Genomic DNA, 20,038 nt, shown 5'->3' with positions numbered 1-20,038 from the left:
CATGACCATGCAGCGTGCCCGCCGACTCGCATCCACCGCCGTCGTCGCCGTCCTCGCCGTCGCCGGCCTGACCGCCTGCCAGCAGTCGCCGGACGTGGCCGCGTACACCGCGGGCGGGAAGATCACCGAGGACCGGATCCAGGTGATCTACGACCAGGTGCGCGATCAGCTCACCGAGGCGCGCGCGCAGGCCCAGCGTCAGGGCGAGGCCTCCGGCGCCACCGAGGAGTTGCCGCCGCCGGTCATGCCGATCAAGCAGCAGGATGTGCTGAACACGCTGCTCAGCGTGGACATCCTGCGCAAGTCGGCGCAGGCGCACGGCGTGTCGCCGGCCGGATCCCCGACCGTCGAGCAGGTCGCCCAGGCCCGCAACTACTCGCCCGAATGGGAGTTCACCCAGCTCTACGCGGAGACCTACCGGCTGCGAACCGCGCTGCAGAGCGCCGTCAAGCCGGCGCAGCTCACCGAGGCCGACCTGCGCGACGTCTTCGGCCGGCTGGTCAAGGGCGGCGCCGCCGACCCGAACAGCAAGTTCGAGGAGTTCCAGAGCACGCTCTCGCCGGAGAACAAGTCGCTCCTGGAGTCGTACGTGGCGATGCGCACGGAGCTCGAGCGGGTCGTCGCCGACCAGAAGGTCAAGATCAATCCTCGGTACGGCGCCCAGCAGGTCACGCTCCTGTCGGCGCAGGGCGCCGACGGCAAGGACGTCCCGCTGGTGGTGCTCTCCCTCAGCGGCGACGATGCCGAGGACGCGTACGTCACGGACGTCTCCGCCGTGACCACCGTGGCCTGATGCCCGAGGGCGGTCGGATCGTCCTGCTGGTCACCTCGCCGCGGCTGCCGGCCGGGATCCTGACGGCGGCCGCGTGGGACCTCGTCCGCGCCTGGCCCGTGCTCACCGCGGCGGACGGCGACCAGGCCGCCGCCTTGCGCGCCGCCGGCGTCACCGTCACGGTCGTCGAGCCCGACCCCGAGCGGCTGATCGGGCTCCTGGCGGCACACGGCACGGTGGTCTGGCTCGCCGGGGCGACCGGCGACGAGGACTTCGCCCGCCGGCTCGGGCTGCGGCTGGCCCGCGAGCCGTCCCTGGCCGAGCTCGAGCTCTGCTACGGATCCTGGGATCCGCCGGGGGCACGGCTGCTCGACGCCGTCGCCGTCATGGACCGGCTCTACTCGCCCGGCGGCGACCCGTGGAAGCGGCAGCAGACCCACGAGACCCTCGCGCCGTACCTGCTCGAGGAGAGTTACGAGGCGTACGACGCGATCGTCTCTCAGGACCTCGCCGCGCTGCGCGAGGAGCTGGGCGACGTGCTGCTCCAGGTGGTGCTGCACGCCAGGCTGGCCGAGGAGCTCCCCGAGGACGAACGCTGGACGGTCGACGACGTGGCCGGCGGCCTCGTCGACAAGATGGTCCGCCGCAACCCCCACGTCTTCGCGGGAGAGGACGTCGAGGATGTCGAAGCGATCATCGCCAACTGGGAGCGGATCAAGAAGGAGGAGAAGGCGCGGGACTCCGTCCTGGAGGGCATCGCCCTGAGCCAGCCCGCGCTGTCGCTCGCCGCCAAGATCCTCCAGCGGGCGGATCGCGCCGGGCTGGACGTGCCGTTGCCCGCCGATCCCGGGCTCGGCTCCGCGCTGCTGCGCACCGTGGCGCAGGCGCGCGCGGACGGCCTCGACCCCGAGGCTCTGCTGCGCCAGGCGGCGCTGCGGTACGCCGACGCCGTACGGATTCGGGAGGATGTCGCACCCGGCGAGTAGATTTCGCTTCATGCCGGAGTTCGTCCCGCTCGCCGAGCGCATCGTCGACGCCATCCTCGAGAGCGACCCCGCCCTCGCCACGTCCGCGGGCGACCACCGCTACGACGACCGGCTGCCCGACCGTTCGAGCGGCGCGGTCGCCGCGCGGGTCACCATGCTGCGGGACGCGGCCGACGCCCTCGCCGGCGTCGACCCGGAGGCCATCGCCCCGCAGGATCAGGTCGACCACGCCATCCTCTCCGCCGTCGTGGAGCGCGGCATCTTCGAGCTGACCGACGTGCGCGGCCACGAGTGGAACCCGCTGGTCCACAACCCCGGCCCGCTGCTGCACGCCCTGATCGCCCGCCCGTTCGCCCCGGTGGAGGAGCGGCTCGCCGGCCTCGGTGGTCGGCTGGCCGCCATTCCGGACGCGCTGGCCACCGCCCGGGCGGTGCTGCGCGACGTGCCCCGGCTGCACGCCGAGGTCGCGGTCGGCCAGTTCGCGGGCACGGCGGCGCTGATCCGCGACGAGGTGCCGGAGCTGCTGGCCGAGGCGCCCGGCCTGCGACCGGCAGTAGAGCCGGCGGCGGCCGCCGCGCTCGACGCGTTCGTGGAGTTCGATGGCTGGCTCCGGGCACGGCTGGAGAGCGGCGAGCCCGGCCGCGACCCGCGCCTGGGCCGGCCGCTGTGGGAGGCCCGGCTGTGGCACACCCTCGACACCGAACTGCCCGCCGCCGAGATCCTCGCCCGCGCCCGGCAGAACCTCGACGACGCCGCCGCCCGGCTCCGCGAGGCGGCCGCCGAACTGGTCGGCGGCCCGGCCACCGACGCCACCGTGCGCCAGGCCCTGGACACCTGCGCGGCGCAGCACCCCGACGACGCCACGATCGTCGACCTGGCCAAGGTCACGATGGCCGAGGCCACCGAGTTCGTCCGCGAGCACGACCTGATGACGATCATCGACGACCCCTGCGTGATCCAGGAGATGCCGGAGTTCGCCCGCGGCGTCGCGGTGGCCCACTGCGACCCGCCGGGCCCGCTGGAGACGGCGGACGTCCCGACGTTCTACTGCATCGCCCCGGCCCCGGCCGACTGGCCGCGGGAGCGGGTCGAGTCGTTCTACCGCGAATACAACGACCACATGCTGCGCAACCTGACCGTGCACGAGGCCATGCCGGGGCACTTCCTGCAGCTCGCACACTCCCGGCGCTTCCGGGCCGCCACCCGGGTCCGGTCCCTGGGCCTCTCCGGCCCGTTCGTGGAGGGCTGGGCGACGTACGCCGAGGAGCTGATGGCCGGGCTGGGCTTCGGCGGCCTGCCGGTGCGCCTCCAGCAGCTCAAGATGCAGCTCCGGATCAGCCTGAACGCGGTGATCGACCAGCTCACACACTGCGAGGACCTCTCCGAGGCCGACGCCATGGAGCTGATGATGACGCGCGGCTTCCAGGAGGAGGGCGAGGCCGCGGGCAAGTGGAAACGAGCGCTCCTCACCTCCACCCAGCTCTCCACCTACTTCGTGGGCTACACCGAGGTCGCGGCGATCGCGGCGGCCCGCCCCTTCGGCGCCACCCCGAAAGCCTGGCACGACGCGATGCTCGCCCACGGCTCACCGCCGCCGCGTCATCTCCGGTTCCTCCTCGGCGTCTGACCCACCCGCGGGCCTCCCGGGCCGGGGGCGGAGCGGGGGTCGGGCCGGGTCGTTCCGGGTCGCGCCATACCGAGCCATCCCGCGTCATGCCACGCCGTGCCGCGCCCATCCCACGCCGTGCGTTGGTGATCAGGCGGCGGATTGCCGACATCGAGTGGGTTGTCGCGCAGGCCGTAGGGGTGCGGTGGGCGGGTCAGCGGCGCTGGTCGATCAGCTTGGCCGCCTTGGGAAGATCGAAGAGGTTCTCGGACAGGCGGTCGGCGTAGTGCGTCATGGCGACCTCGACCCGCGCCTGGTGGAGCACCCCGCTGAAGCTTCCCAACACGCCCTCGTTGGTGACGCACGTGCGAAAGTCCCGGGCGGCCGCGCCGTCGACGCCGGTCAGCTCGACGCACGTGGCGTGCCGTCCGGCGATCGTCGTGTCGTGCTGGGTGACCTCGGCGTCGGCGTCCAGGGCCGCCCTGTTGAGCAGCCCGATGACCGTGACGGGCGTCACCATTCCGCTGGTGTCGGCGCCCCGGAAGACCGCGGGCGGCGGGGGGCTTGTCGGCGTCGCCGGTGCCGTCATCGTGCAGGTGGCCGGCTTGGTGCCGGTGCGGCACTCGGTGGTCGCGTCCGTCGTGAGCAGCACCTTGCCGCCGGGGTACACGTACGCCGCGCGGGCGGGTTGCTGTCCCTGGGCGATTGTCGCGGTCTCGCCGCCGGCGAGCTGGTACGTCGCCTCGTAGGTGCGGTTCGCCGCCCCGGAGAGCTGGGCCGCAAGGTCCGCCACGACGTCGGTGTGGCTCAGGCCCGGCGACGCCGACGCCTCGTTCAGATCCGAGCAGCCTGTGACGAGGACGAGCGCGACGAGTGCGGCGGCCGTCCGGCGCAGGGTGGTGGAAAGCACCCGCCCACCTTGGCCGATGCCTGCAAGCCGCGCAAACCGGCGCCGGTAGTCCGCGCTCAGGAGCGCGTACGGCTCAGCAGTTGCTGGCGCATCACATAGCGCCGGATGATCCGGGCCAGCGACTCGTCGATGTCGAAGATGGCGACGATCTCCACCGACATCGGTCCCGGCGGCACCTGCTGGGGGAGCATCGCCACGCGCGCCGCCACCGCGGGGATGTCGATGATCTCGCCGCCGAGCTGCATCCAGAGCTGGAGCTCCTCGCCCTCGACCACGTTCGCGCCCTCGAAGTGGGCCCGGGCGCTGTGCTCGCTGACGTCGCGGATCCAGCCGTGGGCGTCCTTCCAGCCCGGCCGGCGCATGATGATCCGCTCGCCGCCCCCGCCGCGGACGAACTCGCGCTGCTGCTCGACCAGGGCCTCGCCGGCCGTGCGCACCTCCAGCCGGTTCTCGTCGGCTTCCACGACCGCGCACGGCAGGGCGAACCGGCCGCGAGGGGCCGCCGACCAGCGCAGGGTCACGGTGGTGCCCACCGGCGGCACGGCGGCCAGCGGCGAGGACAGGGTCAGCACCGAGCTCTCCGCGTGGACCACACGGACGCGGGCGGCCTGCTCGTCGGCGTCGGTCATCTCGACGTACGAGCCGGCCTCGGGGAGGTGCGCGGAAGTAGTCATGGCAACGGGGTGATCGGCAGTCCGGTCCGTGGCCTGAGGTATGTGGCCGCCGAAGTTCACCAGCCGCCGCCACGGCCGTCGGCCCGGCTCGATACCCTCAGGTCGTGGTCGGCCGCAGGGGCGCGGTCTGAGGAATCCATCCGAACGAACATGAGGGAGCCACGGCAGATGGCCACCATTGAAGCGATCGTCGCCCGGGAGATCCTCGACTCGCGGGGCAACCCGACCGTCGAGGTCGAGGTCGGTCTGGACGACGGCAACACCGGCCGTGCGGCCGTCCCGTCCGGCGCCTCCACCGGCGCGTTCGAGGCGATCGAGCTGCGCGACGGCGACAAGGGCCGCTACCTCGGCAAGGGCGTCGAGAAGGCGGTCGGCAACGTCGAGGACAAGATCGCCGACGAGCTCATCGGATACGAGGCCAGCGAGCAGCGCCTCATCGACGAGAAGATGCTCGACCTCGACGGCACCTCCGACAAGTCCGAGCTGGGCGCGAACGCGATCCTCGGCGTTTCCCTCGCCGTGGCCCGGGCCGCCGCGGCCAGCGCCGAGTTGTCACTGTTCCGCTACGTCGGCGGCCCCAACGCGCACGTGCTGCCGGTGCCGATGATGAACATCCTCAACGGCGGGGCACACGCGGACTCGAACGTCGACGTGCAGGAGTTCATGATCGCTCCGATCGGCGCGCCGTCGTTCCGCGAGGCGCTGCGCTGCGGTGCGGAGGTCTACCACGCGCTGAAGACGGTCCTGAAGAAGAAGAGCCTGTCGACCGGCCTGGGCGACGAGGGCGGCTTCGCCCCGAGCCTGCCGTCGAACGCCTCCGCGCTGGACCTGATCGCCGAGGCCGTGCAGGCCGCCGGGTTCTCCCTGGGCACCGACATCGTGCTCGCCATGGACGTCGCCGCGACGGAGTTCCACTCCGACGGCGCGTACGTCTTCGAGGGCACGCCGAAGTCGACCGAGGAGATGATCAACTACTACGCCAAGCTCGCCGAGACGTACCCGATCGTCTCCATCGAGGACCCGCTGTCCGAGGACGACTGGGCCGGCTGGACCGCGATGACCTCCCAGCTCGGCGGCAAGCTCCAGATCGTCGGCGACGACCTGTTCGTGACCAACCCCACCCGCATCGGCCGGGGCATCGCCGAGGGTGCCGCCAACGCGGTCCTCGTCAAGGTCAATCAGATCGGCTCGCTGACCGAGACCCTGGACGCCGTGGACATGGCGCACCGGGCCGGCTTCAAGACGATGATGAGCCACCGTTCCGGCGAGACCGAGGACACCACCATCGCCGACCTGGCCGTGGCCGTCGGCAGTGGCCAGATCAAGACCGGGGCGCCGGCCCGCTCGGACCGGGTGGCGAAGTACAACCAGCTCCTGCGCATCGAGGAGGAGCTGGGCGAGGCCGCGCGGTACGCCGGGGCGGGCGCGTTCCCGCGTTACCGCACCGCGTAACGCTCCGTCGACGGATCATGGAGTTGTGGCGCCGCCTGCCGGAGGCATAGCCTGGCGGGCAGGTGCCGCAACTCCATGGTCTTGGCGAGTGCCGGGGGGAGGGCAGGGATGACGCAGCGCCGCACACCGAGTGGGCAGGGTCCGACCCGTCGTCCCACCGGCCAGGCGGGGCGTCCGGGGGTCCGCAATGGCGCCCGACCGGGCCGTGTCCGTGACACCGGGGCGACGCGCATCGAGCCGCGTCGCATCCCCACCGCCCGCACCACCGGCAGCGTCAACCGCTCCGGCAGCAGGCCGGCGGCGGCACGCCGCGCCGCGGCCTCCGGGGCCACGAAGCGTACGGTCGCGACCCGTCCCAAGGCCTTCACCGGGCGCGCCACCGTCCTGATCATCGTCCTGGTCGCGCTGGCCCTCGCCTACACCTACCCGGTCCGCGTCTACCTCGCCCAGGAGTCCCAGATCGCCCAGATGCAGGCCGACCAGGCCGCGCAGCAGGCGAAGATCAAGGGGCTGGAGGAGGAGGTCGACAAGTGGAAGGACAAGGAGTACGTCCGCATCCAGGCCCGGGACCGGCTGTTCTACGTCAAGCCCGGTGAGGTGCCGCTGCTGGTGCTCAACGACCCGGCCGGCGCCGCTCGCGACGCGGCCGGCACCGCGGCGCCCGGCCCCGACCGGTGGTACGACACACTGTGGGGAAGCGTCGCCGCCGCCAATGCAGAATCCCGAAAGTAGATGACGACTCCTTCCGAGACCGATCTCGAGATCGTCGCCGAGCAGCTCGGCCGCCGCCCCCGCGGCACCCGCGCCGTCGCGCACCGTTGCCCCTGCGGCAACCCCGACGTCGTGGAGACCGAGCCCCGGCTGGACGACGGCACACCGTTCCCGACGATGTTCTATCTGACCTGCCCGCGTGCGACGGCGGCGTGCAGCCGCCTCGAGTCCGCCGGCGTGATGCGCGAGATGCAGGTCCGGCTCGCCGTGGACCCGGAGCTGGCGGAGCGCTACCGCGCCGCGCACGAGGACTATCTGGCCCGGCGCGAGGCGGCGCGGCACGTGCCCGAGATCGAGAAGGTCTCGGCCGGTGGCATGCCGGACCGGGTCAAGTGCCTGCACGTCCACCTCGGTCACGCGCTGGCGGCCGGCCCCGGCGTCAACCCGTTCGGCGACGAGGTCCGTGAGGCCGTCGGCGCGTGGTGGTCCGGTGGCCCGTGTGTCGCTCGCGGGACCGGGTGAGCCGGTGGGGATCGAGATCCGCCGGGCCCGTACCGCCGACGTGAAGGCCATCCGGGCGCTCGTGGACACGTACACCGAGGACCGCAGGCTGCTCAGCAAGGCCACCGTCACGCTGTACGAGAGCGTCCAGGAGTTCTGGGTGGCCGTGGATGCGGAGCAGGACCGGGTCATCGGGTGTGGCGCCCTGCACGTCATGTGGGAGGACCTGGCGGAGATCCGTACGGTCGCCGTCGACCCCGCCCACCGCGGCATGAAGATCGGCCATCGCCTGGTCGCGGAGCTGCTCGGCGCCGCGCGGGAGCTGGGCGTGGCCCGGGTGTTCTGCCTGACCTTCGAGACCCGCTTCTTCGGCTCCTTCGGCTTCGAAGAGATCGACGGCGCCCCGGTGCCGCACGCCGTCTACGAGCAGTTGCTGCGCTCGTACGACGAGGGCGTTGCCGAGTTCCTCGACCTCGAACGGGTGAAGCCGAATACGCTCGGCAACAAGCGGATGTTGCTGCATCTATAGGAGCCCTGAGTGAGAGTCGCCGCCATCGACTGTGGCACCAACTCGATCCGTCTGCTCATCGCCGACGTGGCGGGGGGAAAGCTGACGGACGTCGCCCGCCGGATGGAGATCGTCCGGCTCGGCGAGGGTGTCGACAGCACCGGACGGCTGGCGCCGGAGGCGATCGAGCGCACCCGTAAGGCCCTGGTGGGCTACGCGGCGGAGATCGCCGAACTGGGCGTCGACCGCGTGCGCATGTGCGCCACCTCGGCCTCCCGGGACGCCTCCAACGCGGAGGAGTTCCGCACGATGGTCCGTTCGGTGCTCGGCGTGGAGCCCGAGGTGATCACCGGCGACGAGGAGGCCCGGCTGTCCTTCACCGGCGCTCTGCACGGCCTGGACGCGGAGCCGCCATACCTGGTCGTCGACATCGGCGGCGGTTCCACCGAGTTCGTGGTCGGCTTCCGCGAGGTGAAGCACGCCGTGTCCGTGGACATCGGCTGCGTCCGGATGACCGAGCGGCATCTGCACGGCGACCCGCCGACCCCGGCGGAGATCCAGGCCGCCGAGCGCGACATCACCAAGACGGTCGACAACGCCCTGCGCGCGGTCTCGGGTCACGGCACGGCGACCCTGATCGGCCTGGCCGGCTCGGTCACCACCGTCGCGGCGCTGGCCCTGAGACTCCCCGAGTACGACCCCCGGCAGATCCACCACGCCCGGATCCACCGCGACGACGTGACGAAGGTGACCGCCGACATCCTCGGGTCGACGGTCGCGGACCGGCTCGACCTGCCGGTGATGCATCCGGGCCGCGCGGACGTGATCGGCGCGGGTGCCCTGATCCTGCGCATCATCATGGAGCGGGCGAACAAGGCGTCGGTGATCGCCAGCGAGCACGACATCCTCGACGGGATCGCCTTCTCGCTGGTGTGAGGCCGGACGCCCGGCTCACTTCAGGCGCGGCAACCTCAACTGGACGGTGCTGACGCCTTACTCGCCTTCGATCTTTTGACACTACTTCGCATCGCGAAGTACTGTGCTGCGCGTGGATACGACCCAGCTCCTCAAGGGTGTGCTGGATCTCGCGGTGCTCGCCGCCCTGCGCGAGGACGACGGTTACGGATACGACATCCTGCGCCGCCTGCGGACCGCCGGGCTGGCCGAGGTCGGGGACGCCAGCGTCTACGGCACGCTGCGCCGGCTGTTCAACGCCGGGTTGCTCAATACCTACGTCGTGCCCAGCATCGAGGGTCCGCACCGGAAGTACTACGCGCTGAACAGCGCCGGCCAGGCCGAGTTGGAGCGGTCGGGCAAGATCTGGAACGAGTTCGCTTCAACGATGAACGATCTGCTTTGCGAGCGGGGGACGGCGTGAAACCCACGGCCCAGGACGAGATCACCGCATATGTGTACGCGGTCCGCGCGGCCCTCGGCGATCTGCCCGAGGCGCAGCGCGACGAGCTGCTCGAGGACCTGACCGAGCACCTGACGGAGGTCATGGCCGACGGTGAGGGTTCGCTCACCGACCGGCTGGGCAGCCCCGAGGCGTACGCCGCGGACCTGCGCGGCGCGGCGCCCTTCGTGGGCGGCTTCCCCGATCCGCCGAGCAGCCGCCCGCGCGTCATCGCCGGCCTGCGTGACCAGGTCACGCCCGCGCTGCGTGACCACGTCCTCCCGACGCTGCGCAAGGCCGACGCGCGCTTCGGTAAGGCCGTCGGGTACGAGCGGGTCAGCGACTTCCTCCGTCTCCTGCGCCCGGCCTGGTGGGTGCTGCGCGGCTATCTCGTGGCGATGGTCGTCGCCGACATCCTCGACAACACCGGACGGCCGCTCGGTCTGCTGCCCCGCATCGGCGACAGCGAGATCGTCGCGCTGATCCTGCTCGCCCTCGCGGTGCTCGGCTCGATCTGGTTCGGCCGGCGGGCGGCGCGCCTGCCGCAATGGTCACGCCTGTCCATGTACGGGGCCACGGTCGTCCTCATCATGATCGGGCTGGCCGGCTTCCTCGACGTCGACAGCAGCACCCGCAACTCGTACTACTCGGACGTCAACTACGACAACCCGTACAGCGGTGTGCAGGACGTGTTCGTCTATGACGAGCAGGGCCGGCTGGTGACGAACGCCCGCCTCTTCGACCAGAACGGTCAGCCGATCCACCTCGGCGACCCGTACTGCTACGACGAGAGCACCGAGACCGGCGAGGAGAAGGAGGGCGGCGTGTATCCGTACTGTGCGAGCGGCGCCCCGTTCCGCATGCCGAGCGCCGCCCCCAAGGCCACCCCGTCGAAGAGCGCCGCGACGCCGTCGCCCGCGACGCCGTCGCCCGCGGCGAGCCGCTAGGGAGAAGCCGGAGCGCCGCCGGCTCGTTAGGCCCCCGGGGAGGGAGGACCTGACGTGGGAAATCTGGTCGTGCGGCGCGTCGCGGCGGCCGTGGTGGCCCTGGCGACGCTCGTGATCGTCGGGTCGCTGCTGGCGCCCGGCGACGCCGCCGAGGACGCCGCCGTCGGCGACTGCCTCTCCGCCTCGGCGGCACACCCCGGCGCGAAGCTCGTCGGCTGCGCCGAGGCCGCCGCCGCCTTCACCGTGGTCGGTCGCGTCGACGGCGAGAGCGACTCCGCGAGCCGGTCCTGCGAGCGGTTCTTCGAGGCCGACGAGGAGTACTTCCTCTACACCAGCACCGCGGGCGACGGTTACCTGCTCTGCCTGCGGCGGGCGGGCTGAATCCACCCCGGCTCCCCGGTCCGTACGCCCGGATGCTCTGCTGGACGGGTGCCCAGCCGTACCCCCGAAGACGTCGCCACCCACGCGGCCGAGGCGCCGGACCTTACCGTGCTGGACGCCGGCGTCGCGGATTGCTTCGCCTGCCCCCGGCTGGTCACCTGGCGTGAACAGGTCGCCGTCGCCAAGCGTGCCTCCTTCCGCGAGCAGACCTACTGGGGACGCCCCGTCCCGGGGTTCGGGGCCGGCGACGCGCCGATCGCGATCCTGGGCCTCGCCCCCGCCGCGCACGGCGGCAACCGCACCGGGCGGATCTTCACCGGCGACCGCTCCGGCGACGTCCTCTTCGCCGCGCTGCACCGGGCCGGCCTCGCCAACCAGCCGACGAGCGTCTCCGCCGACGACGGCCTCGCCCTGCGGCACCTGCGGATCTTCTCCGCGGTCCGCTGCGCGCCGCCGGACAACAAGCCGCTGCCCGCCGAGCGCGACACCTGCGCGCCGTGGCTGCACCGGGAGGTGTCCCTGATCCGGCCCACTCTGCGGGTCGTGGTCGCGCTCGGCGCGTTCGCGTGGGCGGCATGGTGGCCGGTCCTGCGTGAGGTGTACGGCCGGAAGCCCCCCGTCCCCCGGCCGGCGTTCGGCCACGGCGCCCACGTCGTCCTCCCGGGCGTGCCCGACCTGCTCGGCTGCTATCACGTGTCGCAGCAGAACACCTTCACCGGCCGGCTGACACCCGTGATGCTGGACGACGTCTTCGTCAGTGCGAAACGGCTCGCGGGCCTGGCATGATTCGTGTCCTGCCCCCCGTCCCGCCGATCACGGATCAGAGCCTGAGCATTGGATCTCGCCGCGCTGCGTCGCTGGTGGCCGCTGGCCGCCGTCCTCGCGCTGCTCTTCCTCGCCTCGCTCGCCGCGACCCGGTCCGCACCGCAGCTCGAGCGCTTCAACCCGAACGCCGGGCTCGAGGTCGAGGAGACCGCCGCGCCGCTGCTGCCGCCGGCCCCCGAGCCGACCGTGTCGGCGAGCCGGGAGCCGGTGGAGGCCGCCCGCGAGCTGCCGGACTGGATGGACACCGCGGCGTGGGTCGTGCTCGGCCTGGCCGCGGTGGTGGTGCTCGCCCTGGTGGTGTGGGCCGTGCTGCGCGACCAGGGCCGCCGGCGCTCGCGCCGCGGCGGCCGCCGGGCCCCGGCCCGCTCCGAGACACGTACGGCGGAGGACCTGGTCGCCGCCCTCGACGCCGGCCTGCAGGAGCTTTCCGACACCGACCGTGACCCCCGCCGCGCCGTGATCGCCTGCTGGGTGCGCCTGGAACAGGCCGCGGCGGCGGCGGGTACGCCGCGCCACGCCGGTGACAGCCCCACGGACCTGGTCGCCCGGCTGCTCGCCGAGCAGCGGGTCGAGGCGGCCGTGCTGACCCCGTTCGCGCACGTCTACCGCCAGGCTCGGTACGCCACGCACACCGTCGACGACCAGATGCGACGCCAGGCCGTGTCGGCGCTGGAGCGGCTGCGCGCCGACCTCGGCGCGGGGGTGCCGTCGTGAGCCGCGACCCCGACGGCGGCCTCGAGGATCTCTTCGGCGCCTCCGCCGAACCCGCCACCGCCGCCGAGCCGGCGCGGGCCGGCGCGAAGCCCCGCTCGCGAGCCGCCCGGGTCACCGGCAATGTGCTGCTGGTCGCCGTGGCCACCACGGTCACCGTCGCCGTGCTGCGGTCCCAGGGCATCAAGCTCCCGATCCCGCTCGTCGTGGCCGCATTCACGGCATTGCGCCTGATCATGCTCGGGGTGTCCGAAGTCGCCCCGCCGCCGGCACCCCGGGGTCGTCGCCGCACGAGCGACGTCGGCGCCGGCCAGTTCGCCGGCAACGACACACTGCGGACGGCCGTACGCCGGTGGGAGTGGCAATTGGACTCCGCGCAGCACGACGCCGACCGGTTCTCGCGTATCGTGCAGCCCGCGCTGGCGGAACTCGCCGACGAGCGGCTGCGGCTGCGGCACGGCGTCACCCGTTCGTCGGATCCCCGCCGCGCGCGCGAACTGCTGGGCGAGCCGCTGTGGCGGATGCTGGAGGAGCCGGGGCGTCGGCCGCCGAAGTCCCGGGAGCTGTCGGCATGGGTCGACGCGCTGGAGAAGATCTGAGAAGGGTGGATCGGTGACGGACGCGAGCGTGGAGGCCCTGCCGCCCTATGAGGTGGGCCGGCTGGCCGGCGCGGTCCTCGACTCGGTCGGCAGCGTGGTGGTCGGCAAGCGGGACGCCCTCGAGCTCGTGCTCGCCGGCATCCTGGCCGGCGGCCACGTGCTGCTCGAGGACCTGCCCGGCCTGGGCAAGACGCTGACCGCCCGGTCCTTCGCGCAGGCGCTCGGCCTGGACTTCCGCCGCCTGCAGTTCACCCCGGACCTGCTGCCCGCCGACGTGACCGGATCGTTCCTGTACGACCAGCGCAAGGGCGACTTCGCCTTCCGGGCCGGCCCGGTGTTCACCAACATGCTGCTCGCCGACGAGATCAACCGAACCCCGCCGAAGACCCAGGCGGCGCTGCTGGAGGCGATGCAGGAGAAGCAGGTCTCGGTCGAGGGTGTCACCTACCGGCTCGACCCGCCGTTCCACGTGCTCGCGACCGCCAACCCGATCGAGTACGAGGGCACGTACCCGCTGCCCGAGGCCCAGCTCGACCGCTTCCTGCTGCGGGTGTCGTTCGGCTACCCGACCCAGGACGAGGAGTGGGACGTCCTGCGCCGGCGCATGTCGCGGCGCCAGGAGGAAGCCCAGCTCGCGCCCGTGGTGAACGCGCGCACCCTGCGCGCCATGCAGGCCGCCTTGGAGTCCGTCGCGGTCGAGGACTCGATCGGCCGCTACATCGTCGCGCTGACCGCCGCGACCCGCGAGCACGCGTCCGCGCTGGTCGGCTCGTCGCCGCGCGGGTCGCTCGCCCTGCTGCTGCTCGCCCGGGCCCGCGCGGTCATGGCCGGTCGCGACTACGTGGTGCCCGAGGACGTCAAGGACGTCGCCGTGCCGGCCCTCGCCCACCGGATCACGCTGCGGCCGGAGATGTGGCTGCGCCGCGTCGACCCGTCGTTCGTGGTCCAGGAGGTGCTGCAGAACGTCCCGGCCCCGGCCAGCGGCGCGCTGCCGACGTACGCCGGCGGGTACGCCGAGCAGTGACCGTCACCGACCCGCCGACGCTGCGGGCCGCGGTGCCTCCTCCGAGCGAGGCGGCGGCGGCCGACGAGGGCTGGGCGCCGCCGGTCTGGGTGCCGACCCGGGCGTTGGGGCGCACGGTGCTGCTCACCGGCCTGCTGCTGGTTCTCGGCGTCGCGCTCGGCCGGGTCGACCTGGTGCTGCTCGCCGCGCCGTTCGCGATCGGCGCGGCGGTGAGCCTGCGGCGCATGCCCCGGTCCGCGCCGGAGCTGCGGATCGACGCCGACGAGGACCACATCGTCGAGGGGGGCGCGGTCGCGGCCTCGGTCACCGTCGGCAATCCCGACGTCATCGCGTACGACCTGGTGGTGATGCGTACCCGGACCTCGCCGTGGCTGCGCCTGGAGGACGCCGACCGGCCCTTCGCCGTCAGCGTCGCGGCGGACGCCTGGACCGCCGTCGACCTGCCCGGCACGGCACAGCGGTGGGGCCGCCACGATGTGGGCCCGGCCGCGGCCCGGGTGGCCGCGTGCGGCGGCCTGCTGGCCTGCCGCCCGGTCGTGGTCCCGGCCCGGGGCGTGCGGGTCTATCCGGAAACCGAGCCGTTCGCGGCCACCGAGGCGATGCCTGCGGCGGCCGGGCTGGTCGGCAACCACCGGTCGCGCCGGCCGGGCGAGGGCGGCGAGCTCGCGGGGGTACGCCCGTTCGCGCCCGGCGACCGGTTGCGCCGGATCGACTGGCGGGTCTCGCTGCGTACCCGGGATCTGCACGTGGCCTCGACCCTGTCCGACCGCGACGCCGAGGTGCTCATTCTGCTCGACGTCCTGGGCGAGGCCGGTGCCTCCGGCGGCGTGAAGGGCGCGGCGTCCGTGCTGGACACGACCGTCCGGGCCGCCGCCGCCATCGCCGAGCACTATCTGCAGCGCGGCGACCGGGTCTCGCTGGCCGAGTACGGCGCGTCGGCCCGCCGCCTGCGCCCCGCGACCGGCCGTCGGCAGTATCTGACCGTGCTGGAGTGGCTGCTGGACGTCCGTGCGGACACCGGCGACCAGGAGCAGCACGTCTTCGGTGCCCACAACGTCTCCTCCGACGCCCTCGTGATGGTGCTGACCCCGCTGGTCGACCCGCGGGCGGCGGACATGCTGGCGGGGCTGGTGCAGTCCGGTCGCTACACCGTGGCCGTCGACACGCTGCCGGTCGGTGCCGCGCCGCCGCAGCACAACCAGTGGACGCCGCTCGCGACCCGCTTGTGGCGGTTGGAGCGCGAGAACGTGCTGGGCCGGCTGCGGGAGCACGGCGTACCCGTGGTGACCTGGGCCGGTGCGGGCAGCCTCGACCTGGTGCTGCGCGACGTGGCGCGGCTCGCCTCGGCGCCGAGGGGTCGCTGACATGCGCGCCGGCATCACGGGCCGCGTCGCGCGGGTGCGTACGGCCACCGCCCGCGCGACCGTCCTGCCCCTGCTCGTCCGCGGCGGCATCGGCCTCGCCTTCCTCGCGGCGCTGCTGGTCGCCTGGCCGGTGTCGCTGGTCCTGAGCCGCTCGGTGGCCCTGCTGGCGGTCGTGGCCGTGTACCCGGCGCTCGCGCCCCGGGGCCGCGGGCCGACCGTCGCCGCGCTCACCGTCGTCGGCGGTTGGATCCTCGACACCACCTGGTACGACGCCCGGATCGCGCTCTGGCGGGTGCTCGCGGTGGCGACCCTGCTGTACGCCGGGCATACCCTGTCCGCGCTGGCGGCGGTGCTGCCGTACGACGCGGTGGTCACCGCGGACGTCGTCACGGCCTGGCTGGCCCGGGCCGGCGCGGTGGTCCTCGGCTCGGCCGTGCTGACCGTGATCGCCCTCGGGCTGACCGCCGGGCTGGCCGGTCCGGCGTTCGTCCTGGCGAGCCTGGTGGGCCTGGCCGCGGCGGTCGGCCTGACCCTGCTGCTGGCCCGTTTGCTACGCCGAGCGTGATGGGGAGCCCACCCTAAGTTCTCAGCGAACTGAAACCGAAATATCCCCGTGACCACTCTTGACTTCGCGGTTTGGGATTGATCACAGAACGAGGCGTCGATCCGTCCGGGGCGGAATGATGAGTACGTGAAACCGCAACGCATCGTGGTAGTCGGCGCAGGTCACGTGGGGCTCTACGCCGCCCTGCGCCTGTCGAAGAAGGTCAACGCCCGCCGGGCCGAGGTGGTCGTCATCGACCCCCAGCCGCACATGACGTACCAGCCGTTCCTGCCCGAGGCGGCGGCCGGCAACATCTCGCCGCGTCACTCGGTGGTGCCGTTGCGCCGTGAGCTCAAGCGCTGCCACATCGTCTCGGGCGAGGTCACCCGGATCGAGCACGCCCGCAAGACGGTGACCGTGCAGCCGATCGAGGGGCCGATCAAGGAGATCGCGTACGACCACATCATCGTGGCGCCGGGCTCCGTCTCCCGGGTCCTGCCCATCCCCGGCCTGCGCGAGCGGGGCATCGGCTTCAAGACCATCGGTGAGGCCATCTACCTGCGCAACCACATCCTCGACCGGCTCGACGTCGCGGCCGTCACCCCCGACCCCGGGGTGCGCCGGGCCTCGCTGACCTTCGTCTTCGTGGGCGGCGGCTACGCGGGCGTCGAGGCGCTGGCCGAGATGGAGGACGTCGTCCGCGACGGCCTCAAGTACTACCCGGAGCTGAAGAAGGAAGAGGTCCGGTTCGTCCTCGTGGAGGCGTCCAACCGGATCCTGCCCGAGGTCGGCCCGGAGATGGGCGCGTACGCCGCCCGCCAGCTCCGCAAGCGCGGCATCGACATCCGCCTCGAGACCCGCATGGAGTCGTGCGTCGACGGCGAGGTCCACCTCTCCGACGGCGAGGTCTTCCACGCCGAGACGATCGTCTGGACGGCCGGCGTCAAGCCGTCGCCGATGCTCGACCAGACCGACCTGCCCCGCGGCCCCCGCGGCCACGTCACCTGCCTGCCCACCCTTCAGGTCGTCGACGGCGACCGGGTTCTCGACGGCGCGTGGGCGGCCGGCGACTGTGCGCAGGTCCCCGACCTGACCAGCCCGGGCGCCTGGTGCTCGCCGAGCGCCCAGCACGCCGTCCGCCAGGCCGCGGTGCTCGCCGACAACATCCGCCAGGTCATCTACGGCGGCGTCCCCAAGGACTACAAGCACAAGTACGCCGGCAGCGTCGCCAGCCTCGGCCTCTACAAGGGCGTGGCGAAGATCTACGGCGTGAAGCTCAAGGGCCTCCCGGCGTGGTTCATGCACCGCACGTACCACATGAGCCGCATCCCGTCGTTCAACCGCAAGGTCCGCGTGCTGGCCGACTGGACCCTCGCCTTCGTGCTCAAGCGCGAGGTGATCTCGCTGGGCCAGCTACACGCCCCCCGCGAGGAGTTCACCCACGTCACCCCGCCGCTGGGCGACGAGAGCACCCCGGTGGGTACCGGCACCCGCTGACCACCACCCCGGCCCGGCCCGGCCACGCACCGGGCCGGGCCCCCGTGGTCCGGCGACGAAGTGAACAGAACTGGGCAGTGCTGAGCGGTCGCCGACGGCGCGACTGGACAGCGGCTCCGGCCACCATCAGTGGCGCACCGGTGATCGCCGTGTGGCCCGCCGGAGGGGCCTTCTCCGGTGTGGGTCACCCCACGGACATCCGGAGTGTCGGCGTGGCCATCCTTCCGCTCGCCGTGACGATCGTGCTGGCGTCGCGCGGCGCCGGCACTCGCGTCGTAGGCACTCGCGTCGCCGGGCAGGTCGCCGCCGTCGGCATGCTGGTCTCCGCCTATCTGGCCTGGGTGCCACAGGATCCGGCCGACCGGCCGCTGGTCGCCGCGTTCAGCCTCGTCGTCCTGGCGGCCACCGCGGCGGTGGCGGTCGCGCGGCTGCGTCTGCAGGCCGCCGACTCGCGGGCGGCCCGCCTGCCCTGGCTCGCCACCCTGACCACTCTCGCGCTCATCGCCGCGATCTTCGGGTTGTATGTGCAGAACCAGGCGCCGGCTCAGGCGGCGGGCCACGCACACCACCGCTCTTCGCTCGAGTCTTCCGCCGCGGGCAGGCCGAGCATCGCCGTCGCCAGCCTGACCGGTCTCCACCAGGGAAAGCCCGACGTGCGGTTCACCCTGGTCGCCGCGCACGGCAAGATCCGGCTCTCCTCCGGTGCCCAGATCGACGCGCTGACCTTCAACGGCGCGTCACCCGGACCCACCCTGCGGGTGCGCCAGGGCCAGCTCGTCGAGGTCACGCTGGTCAACACCGACGTCGCCGAGGGCGTCACCGTGCACTGGCACGGCGTCGACGTGCCCAACGCCGAGGACGGCGTTCCCGGCCTCACCCAGGAGGCCGTCCGGCCCGGCGGCCGCCACGTCTACCGGTTCGTGCCCAACCCGGCTCCCGCCACCCGCACCTACGACCTCGTCATGGACAACGGCTCCGCGTTCACCAACGGCACCTTCTCCTGGGCGAACACGGTCAACGGCGCCTCCGGTGCGGCGATCGCGACCCTCATGGTCGACCGCGGCGACACCGTACGGATGCGGTTCACCAACCGCGGCATCATCGACCACCCCATGCACCTGCACGGCCACCGCATCCGCGTCCTGTCCCGCAACGACGCGCCGGTCACCGGCAGCCCGTGGTGGACCCACACCCTCAACGTCGCGCCGGGCGAGTCCTTCGAGATCACGTTCACCGCCGACAACCCCGGCATCTGGATGGACCACTGCCACAACTTCGAGCACGCCGCCGAAGGGATGCTGTGGCACCTCGCCTACACCGGCGTGATCGGACCGTCCCCCGCGCGTCACGACGCGGAATGAGTTCTGGAATGAGTGCTTCCGCCGCGTCCCGGGTGACCGACCAGGGCCGCGGCGAGCGGCGCCGCGCGGGCGATCCGGAATCCGAGGTCGATTCGGGACGGGCGACTCGTGTGCCGGACGGTCGTCGAGTGCCCGGGGCGGGTCTCGAACCCGCACGCCTTTTGGGCAGCCGCTTTTAAGGCGGCCGTGTCTGCCGTTCCACCACCCGGGCCGGGGAGCTGATCCTCACCGTATCGGGTCGGGCCCATCCGGCACGACGCCGGACCGGCCCGAAACCGGTCACCGGCGCGCCAACCAGGCACGATATCCCGGACGTGCGTGTTTTTCAGCTCGTTCACAGCCTCGCGGACCGGACTCCCGCTGATGTAGCGCTTATTCTTGTAGGGCACGACCCCTCAACCTCAAAGGGAGACTGGACACAGTGAAGACTTCGAACCCGGTGCTTTCGCGCCTCGGCCAGGCGGCCGAGCGGGAGCGCGCGGCCGGATACGGACCGTACGGACCGCCCGCCGGTCAGCCGGGTTACGGTCAGCCGTACCCGACGGCCACGGGCTACCCGGCCTCGCCGCCGGCCGTGCAGCCCATGACGATCGACGACGTCGTCGTCAAGACCGTGACGCTGCTCGGCATCACCGGCATCTCCGCCGTCGCGGCCTGGAACCTGATCCCGAACAGCCTGATCGGCCCCGCCTGGATCGGCGCCGCGATCGTCGGCCTGGTGCTCGGCTTCGTCATCTCGTTCAGCCGGATGGCCAACCCGGCCCTGGTCGTCACCTACGCGGTCGTCGAGGGCACCTTCGTCGGCCTGGTCAGCAAGTTCTTCCAGGTGATCGCCGGTTACCAGGGCATCGTCCTGCAGGCGGTGGTCGCCACCTTCGGCGTCTTCTTCCTGATGGCGGCGCTCTACCGCGCCCGGGTCATCCGGGCGACGCCGAAGTTCGCCCGCGGCATGATCGCGGTCATGGCCGGCCTGTTCGGGGTCATGATGATCAACTTCGTGCTGGCGCTCTTCGACGTCAACACCGGTCTGCGTGACAACGGCCCGCTCGGCATCGTCTTCAGCCTGGTGTGCATCGTCGTGGCCTCGCTGAGCTTCATCCTCAGCTTCAACGAGGTCGAGGAGGGGGTCCGGATGGGGCTCCCGCAGCGCTACTCGTGGACCGCCGCCTTCGGCATCCTGGTCAGCCTGGTCTGGCTCTACATCGAGATCCTGCGCCTGCTGAGCTTCCTGCAGGGCGACGACTGACCGTCGCGCCCGACGACACCGAA

General features: G+C 72.3%; 22 protein-coding genes and 1 tRNA gene. 20 read left to right on the top strand and 3 right to left on the bottom strand.

Going from position 1 to position 20,038, the window contains the following annotated elements; all coding sequences use genetic code 11:
• Position 1 precedes the first annotated feature (1 nt).
• Genes EDD30_RS14355 through EDD30_RS14345 form a run of 3 tightly spaced genes read left to right on the top strand, consistent with a single transcriptional unit; the run spans position 2 to position 3,385 of the window.
• Positions 2-793 (top strand): hypothetical protein, encoded by a 792-nt coding sequence (locus tag EDD30_RS14355; RefSeq protein WP_071804356.1) that lies wholly within the window; start codon positions 2-4, stop codon positions 791-793.
• Entirely contained in the window at positions 793-1,758 is a 966-nt protein-coding gene (locus tag EDD30_RS14350; protein ID WP_071804355.1) for a nucleoside triphosphate pyrophosphohydrolase, read from the top strand. Before EDD30_RS14355 ends, EDD30_RS14350 begins: the two co-directional genes overlap by 1 nt.
• A 10-nt stretch (positions 1,759-1,768) precedes the next feature.
• Positions 1,769-3,385: a DUF885 domain-containing protein gene (locus EDD30_RS14345; protein WP_071804354.1), complete on the top strand. Its 1,617-nt coding sequence runs from the start codon at positions 1,769-1,771 to the stop codon at positions 3,383-3,385.
• Between the two features lie 193 nt (positions 3,386-3,578).
• On the opposite strand, the gene EDD30_RS14340 is transcribed toward EDD30_RS14345, so the two are convergent.
• Both EDD30_RS14340 and EDD30_RS14335 read right to left on the bottom strand, forming a co-directional pair.
• Positions 3,579-4,274 carry a hypothetical protein gene (locus EDD30_RS14340; RefSeq protein ID WP_071804353.1) on the bottom strand — a complete coding sequence of 232 codons (696 nt, stop codon included), beginning with the start codon at positions 4,272-4,274 and terminating at the stop codon, positions 3,579-3,581.
• 56 nt (positions 4,275-4,330) lie between these two features.
• The gene (locus EDD30_RS14335; protein WP_071804352.1) at positions 4,331-4,948 is read right to left on the bottom strand and encodes a hypothetical protein; all 618 of its coding nucleotides are present in this window, start codon (positions 4,946-4,948) and stop codon (positions 4,331-4,333) included.
• Positions 4,949-5,116: 168 nt separating this feature from the next.
• On the opposite strand from EDD30_RS14335, the gene eno reads away from it, so the two are divergent.
• The 16 genes from eno (at position 5,117) to EDD30_RS14255 (ending at position 18,769) form a co-directional block, all read left to right on the top strand.
• Positions 5,117-6,400 (top strand): phosphopyruvate hydratase, encoded by a 1,284-nt coding sequence (gene eno / locus EDD30_RS14330; RefSeq protein WP_071804351.1) that lies wholly within the window; start codon positions 5,117-5,119, stop codon positions 6,398-6,400.
• A 108-nt stretch (positions 6,401-6,508) separates the two neighbouring features.
• Positions 6,509-7,132: an FtsB family cell division protein gene (locus EDD30_RS14325; protein ID WP_071804350.1), complete on the top strand. Its 624-nt coding sequence runs from the start codon at positions 6,509-6,511 to the stop codon at positions 7,130-7,132.
• Entirely contained in the window at positions 7,133-7,633 is a 501-nt protein-coding gene (locus EDD30_RS14320; RefSeq protein WP_071804349.1) for a DUF501 domain-containing protein, read from the top strand.
• Positions 7,634-7,643: 10 nt separating this feature from the next.
• Positions 7,644-8,141, top strand: a complete 498-nt coding sequence (locus EDD30_RS14315; protein ID WP_084556251.1) for an amino-acid N-acetyltransferase — start codon at positions 7,644-7,646, stop codon at positions 8,139-8,141.
• A 9-nt stretch (positions 8,142-8,150) separates the two neighbouring features.
• The gene (locus tag EDD30_RS14310) at positions 8,151-9,056 is read left to right on the top strand and encodes a Ppx/GppA phosphatase family protein (RefSeq protein ID WP_071804348.1); all 906 of its coding nucleotides are present in this window, start codon (positions 8,151-8,153) and stop codon (positions 9,054-9,056) included.
• 112 nt (positions 9,057-9,168) lie between these two features.
• On the top strand, positions 9,169-9,498 hold the full coding sequence (locus EDD30_RS14305; protein ID WP_071804365.1) for a PadR family transcriptional regulator: 330 nt from the start codon (positions 9,169-9,171) through the stop codon (positions 9,496-9,498).
• Positions 9,495-10,463 carry an HAAS signaling domain-containing protein gene (locus EDD30_RS14300; protein ID WP_071804347.1) on the top strand — a complete coding sequence of 323 codons (969 nt, stop codon included), beginning with the start codon at positions 9,495-9,497 and terminating at the stop codon, positions 10,461-10,463. Before EDD30_RS14305 ends, EDD30_RS14300 begins: the two co-directional genes overlap by 4 nt.
• A 54-nt stretch (positions 10,464-10,517) precedes the next feature.
• On the top strand, positions 10,518-10,844 hold the full coding sequence (locus EDD30_RS14295; protein ID WP_071804346.1) for an LppU/SCO3897 family protein: 327 nt from the start codon (positions 10,518-10,520) through the stop codon (positions 10,842-10,844).
• 48 nt (positions 10,845-10,892) lie between these two features.
• Entirely contained in the window at positions 10,893-11,630 is a 738-nt protein-coding gene (locus tag EDD30_RS14290) for a uracil-DNA glycosylase (protein ID WP_071804345.1), read from the top strand.
• A gap of 48 nt (positions 11,631-11,678) precedes the next feature.
• Positions 11,679-12,383, top strand: coding sequence for a DUF4129 domain-containing protein (locus tag EDD30_RS14285; protein WP_071804344.1), 705 nt, complete (start codon positions 11,679-11,681; stop codon positions 12,381-12,383).
• Positions 12,380-12,979, top strand: coding sequence for a hypothetical protein (locus EDD30_RS14280; RefSeq protein WP_071804343.1), 600 nt, complete (start codon positions 12,380-12,382; stop codon positions 12,977-12,979). The genes EDD30_RS14285 and EDD30_RS14280 overlap by 4 nt, the downstream gene beginning before the upstream one ends.
• A gap of 13 nt (positions 12,980-12,992) precedes the next feature.
• Positions 12,993-14,003: an AAA family ATPase gene (locus EDD30_RS14275; RefSeq protein WP_211277735.1), complete on the top strand. Its 1,011-nt coding sequence runs from the start codon at positions 12,993-12,995 to the stop codon at positions 14,001-14,003.
• 20 nt (positions 14,004-14,023) lie between these two features.
• On the top strand, positions 14,024-15,367 hold the full coding sequence (locus EDD30_RS14270; protein ID WP_394328227.1) for a DUF58 domain-containing protein: 1,344 nt from the start codon (positions 14,024-14,026) through the stop codon (positions 15,365-15,367).
• 1 nt (position 15,368) lies between these two features.
• On the top strand, positions 15,369-15,932 hold the full coding sequence (locus EDD30_RS14265; protein WP_071804342.1) for a hypothetical protein: 564 nt from the start codon (positions 15,369-15,371) through the stop codon (positions 15,930-15,932).
• A gap of 126 nt (positions 15,933-16,058) precedes the next feature.
• Entirely contained in the window at positions 16,059-17,408 is a 1,350-nt protein-coding gene (locus EDD30_RS14260; RefSeq protein WP_071804341.1) for an NAD(P)/FAD-dependent oxidoreductase, read from the top strand.
• 212 nt (positions 17,409-17,620) lie between these two features.
• Positions 17,621-18,769, top strand: a complete 1,149-nt coding sequence (locus EDD30_RS14255; protein WP_211277734.1) for a multicopper oxidase domain-containing protein — start codon at positions 17,621-17,623, stop codon at positions 18,767-18,769.
• Between the two features lie 129 nt (positions 18,770-18,898).
• Here the strand turns inward: EDD30_RS14255 and EDD30_RS14250 are convergent.
• A tRNA-Leu gene (locus EDD30_RS14250) sits at positions 18,899-18,980 on the bottom strand.
• A 210-nt stretch (positions 18,981-19,190) separates the two neighbouring features.
• Between EDD30_RS14250 and EDD30_RS14245 the strand changes: the two genes are divergently transcribed.
• On the top strand, positions 19,191-20,015 hold the full coding sequence (locus tag EDD30_RS14245; protein ID WP_071804339.1) for a Bax inhibitor-1/YccA family protein: 825 nt from the start codon (positions 19,191-19,193) through the stop codon (positions 20,013-20,015).
• Positions 20,016-20,038 lie beyond the last annotated feature (23 nt).

The sequence above is a fragment of the Couchioplanes caeruleus genome (genome assembly GCF_003751945.1).
Taxonomy (GTDB): Bacteria; Actinomycetota; Actinomycetes; order Mycobacteriales; family Micromonosporaceae; genus Actinoplanes; species Actinoplanes caeruleus.
Note: the sequence above shows the minus strand (reverse complement) of the source record. Positions and strands in the feature narration are given on the sequence as shown.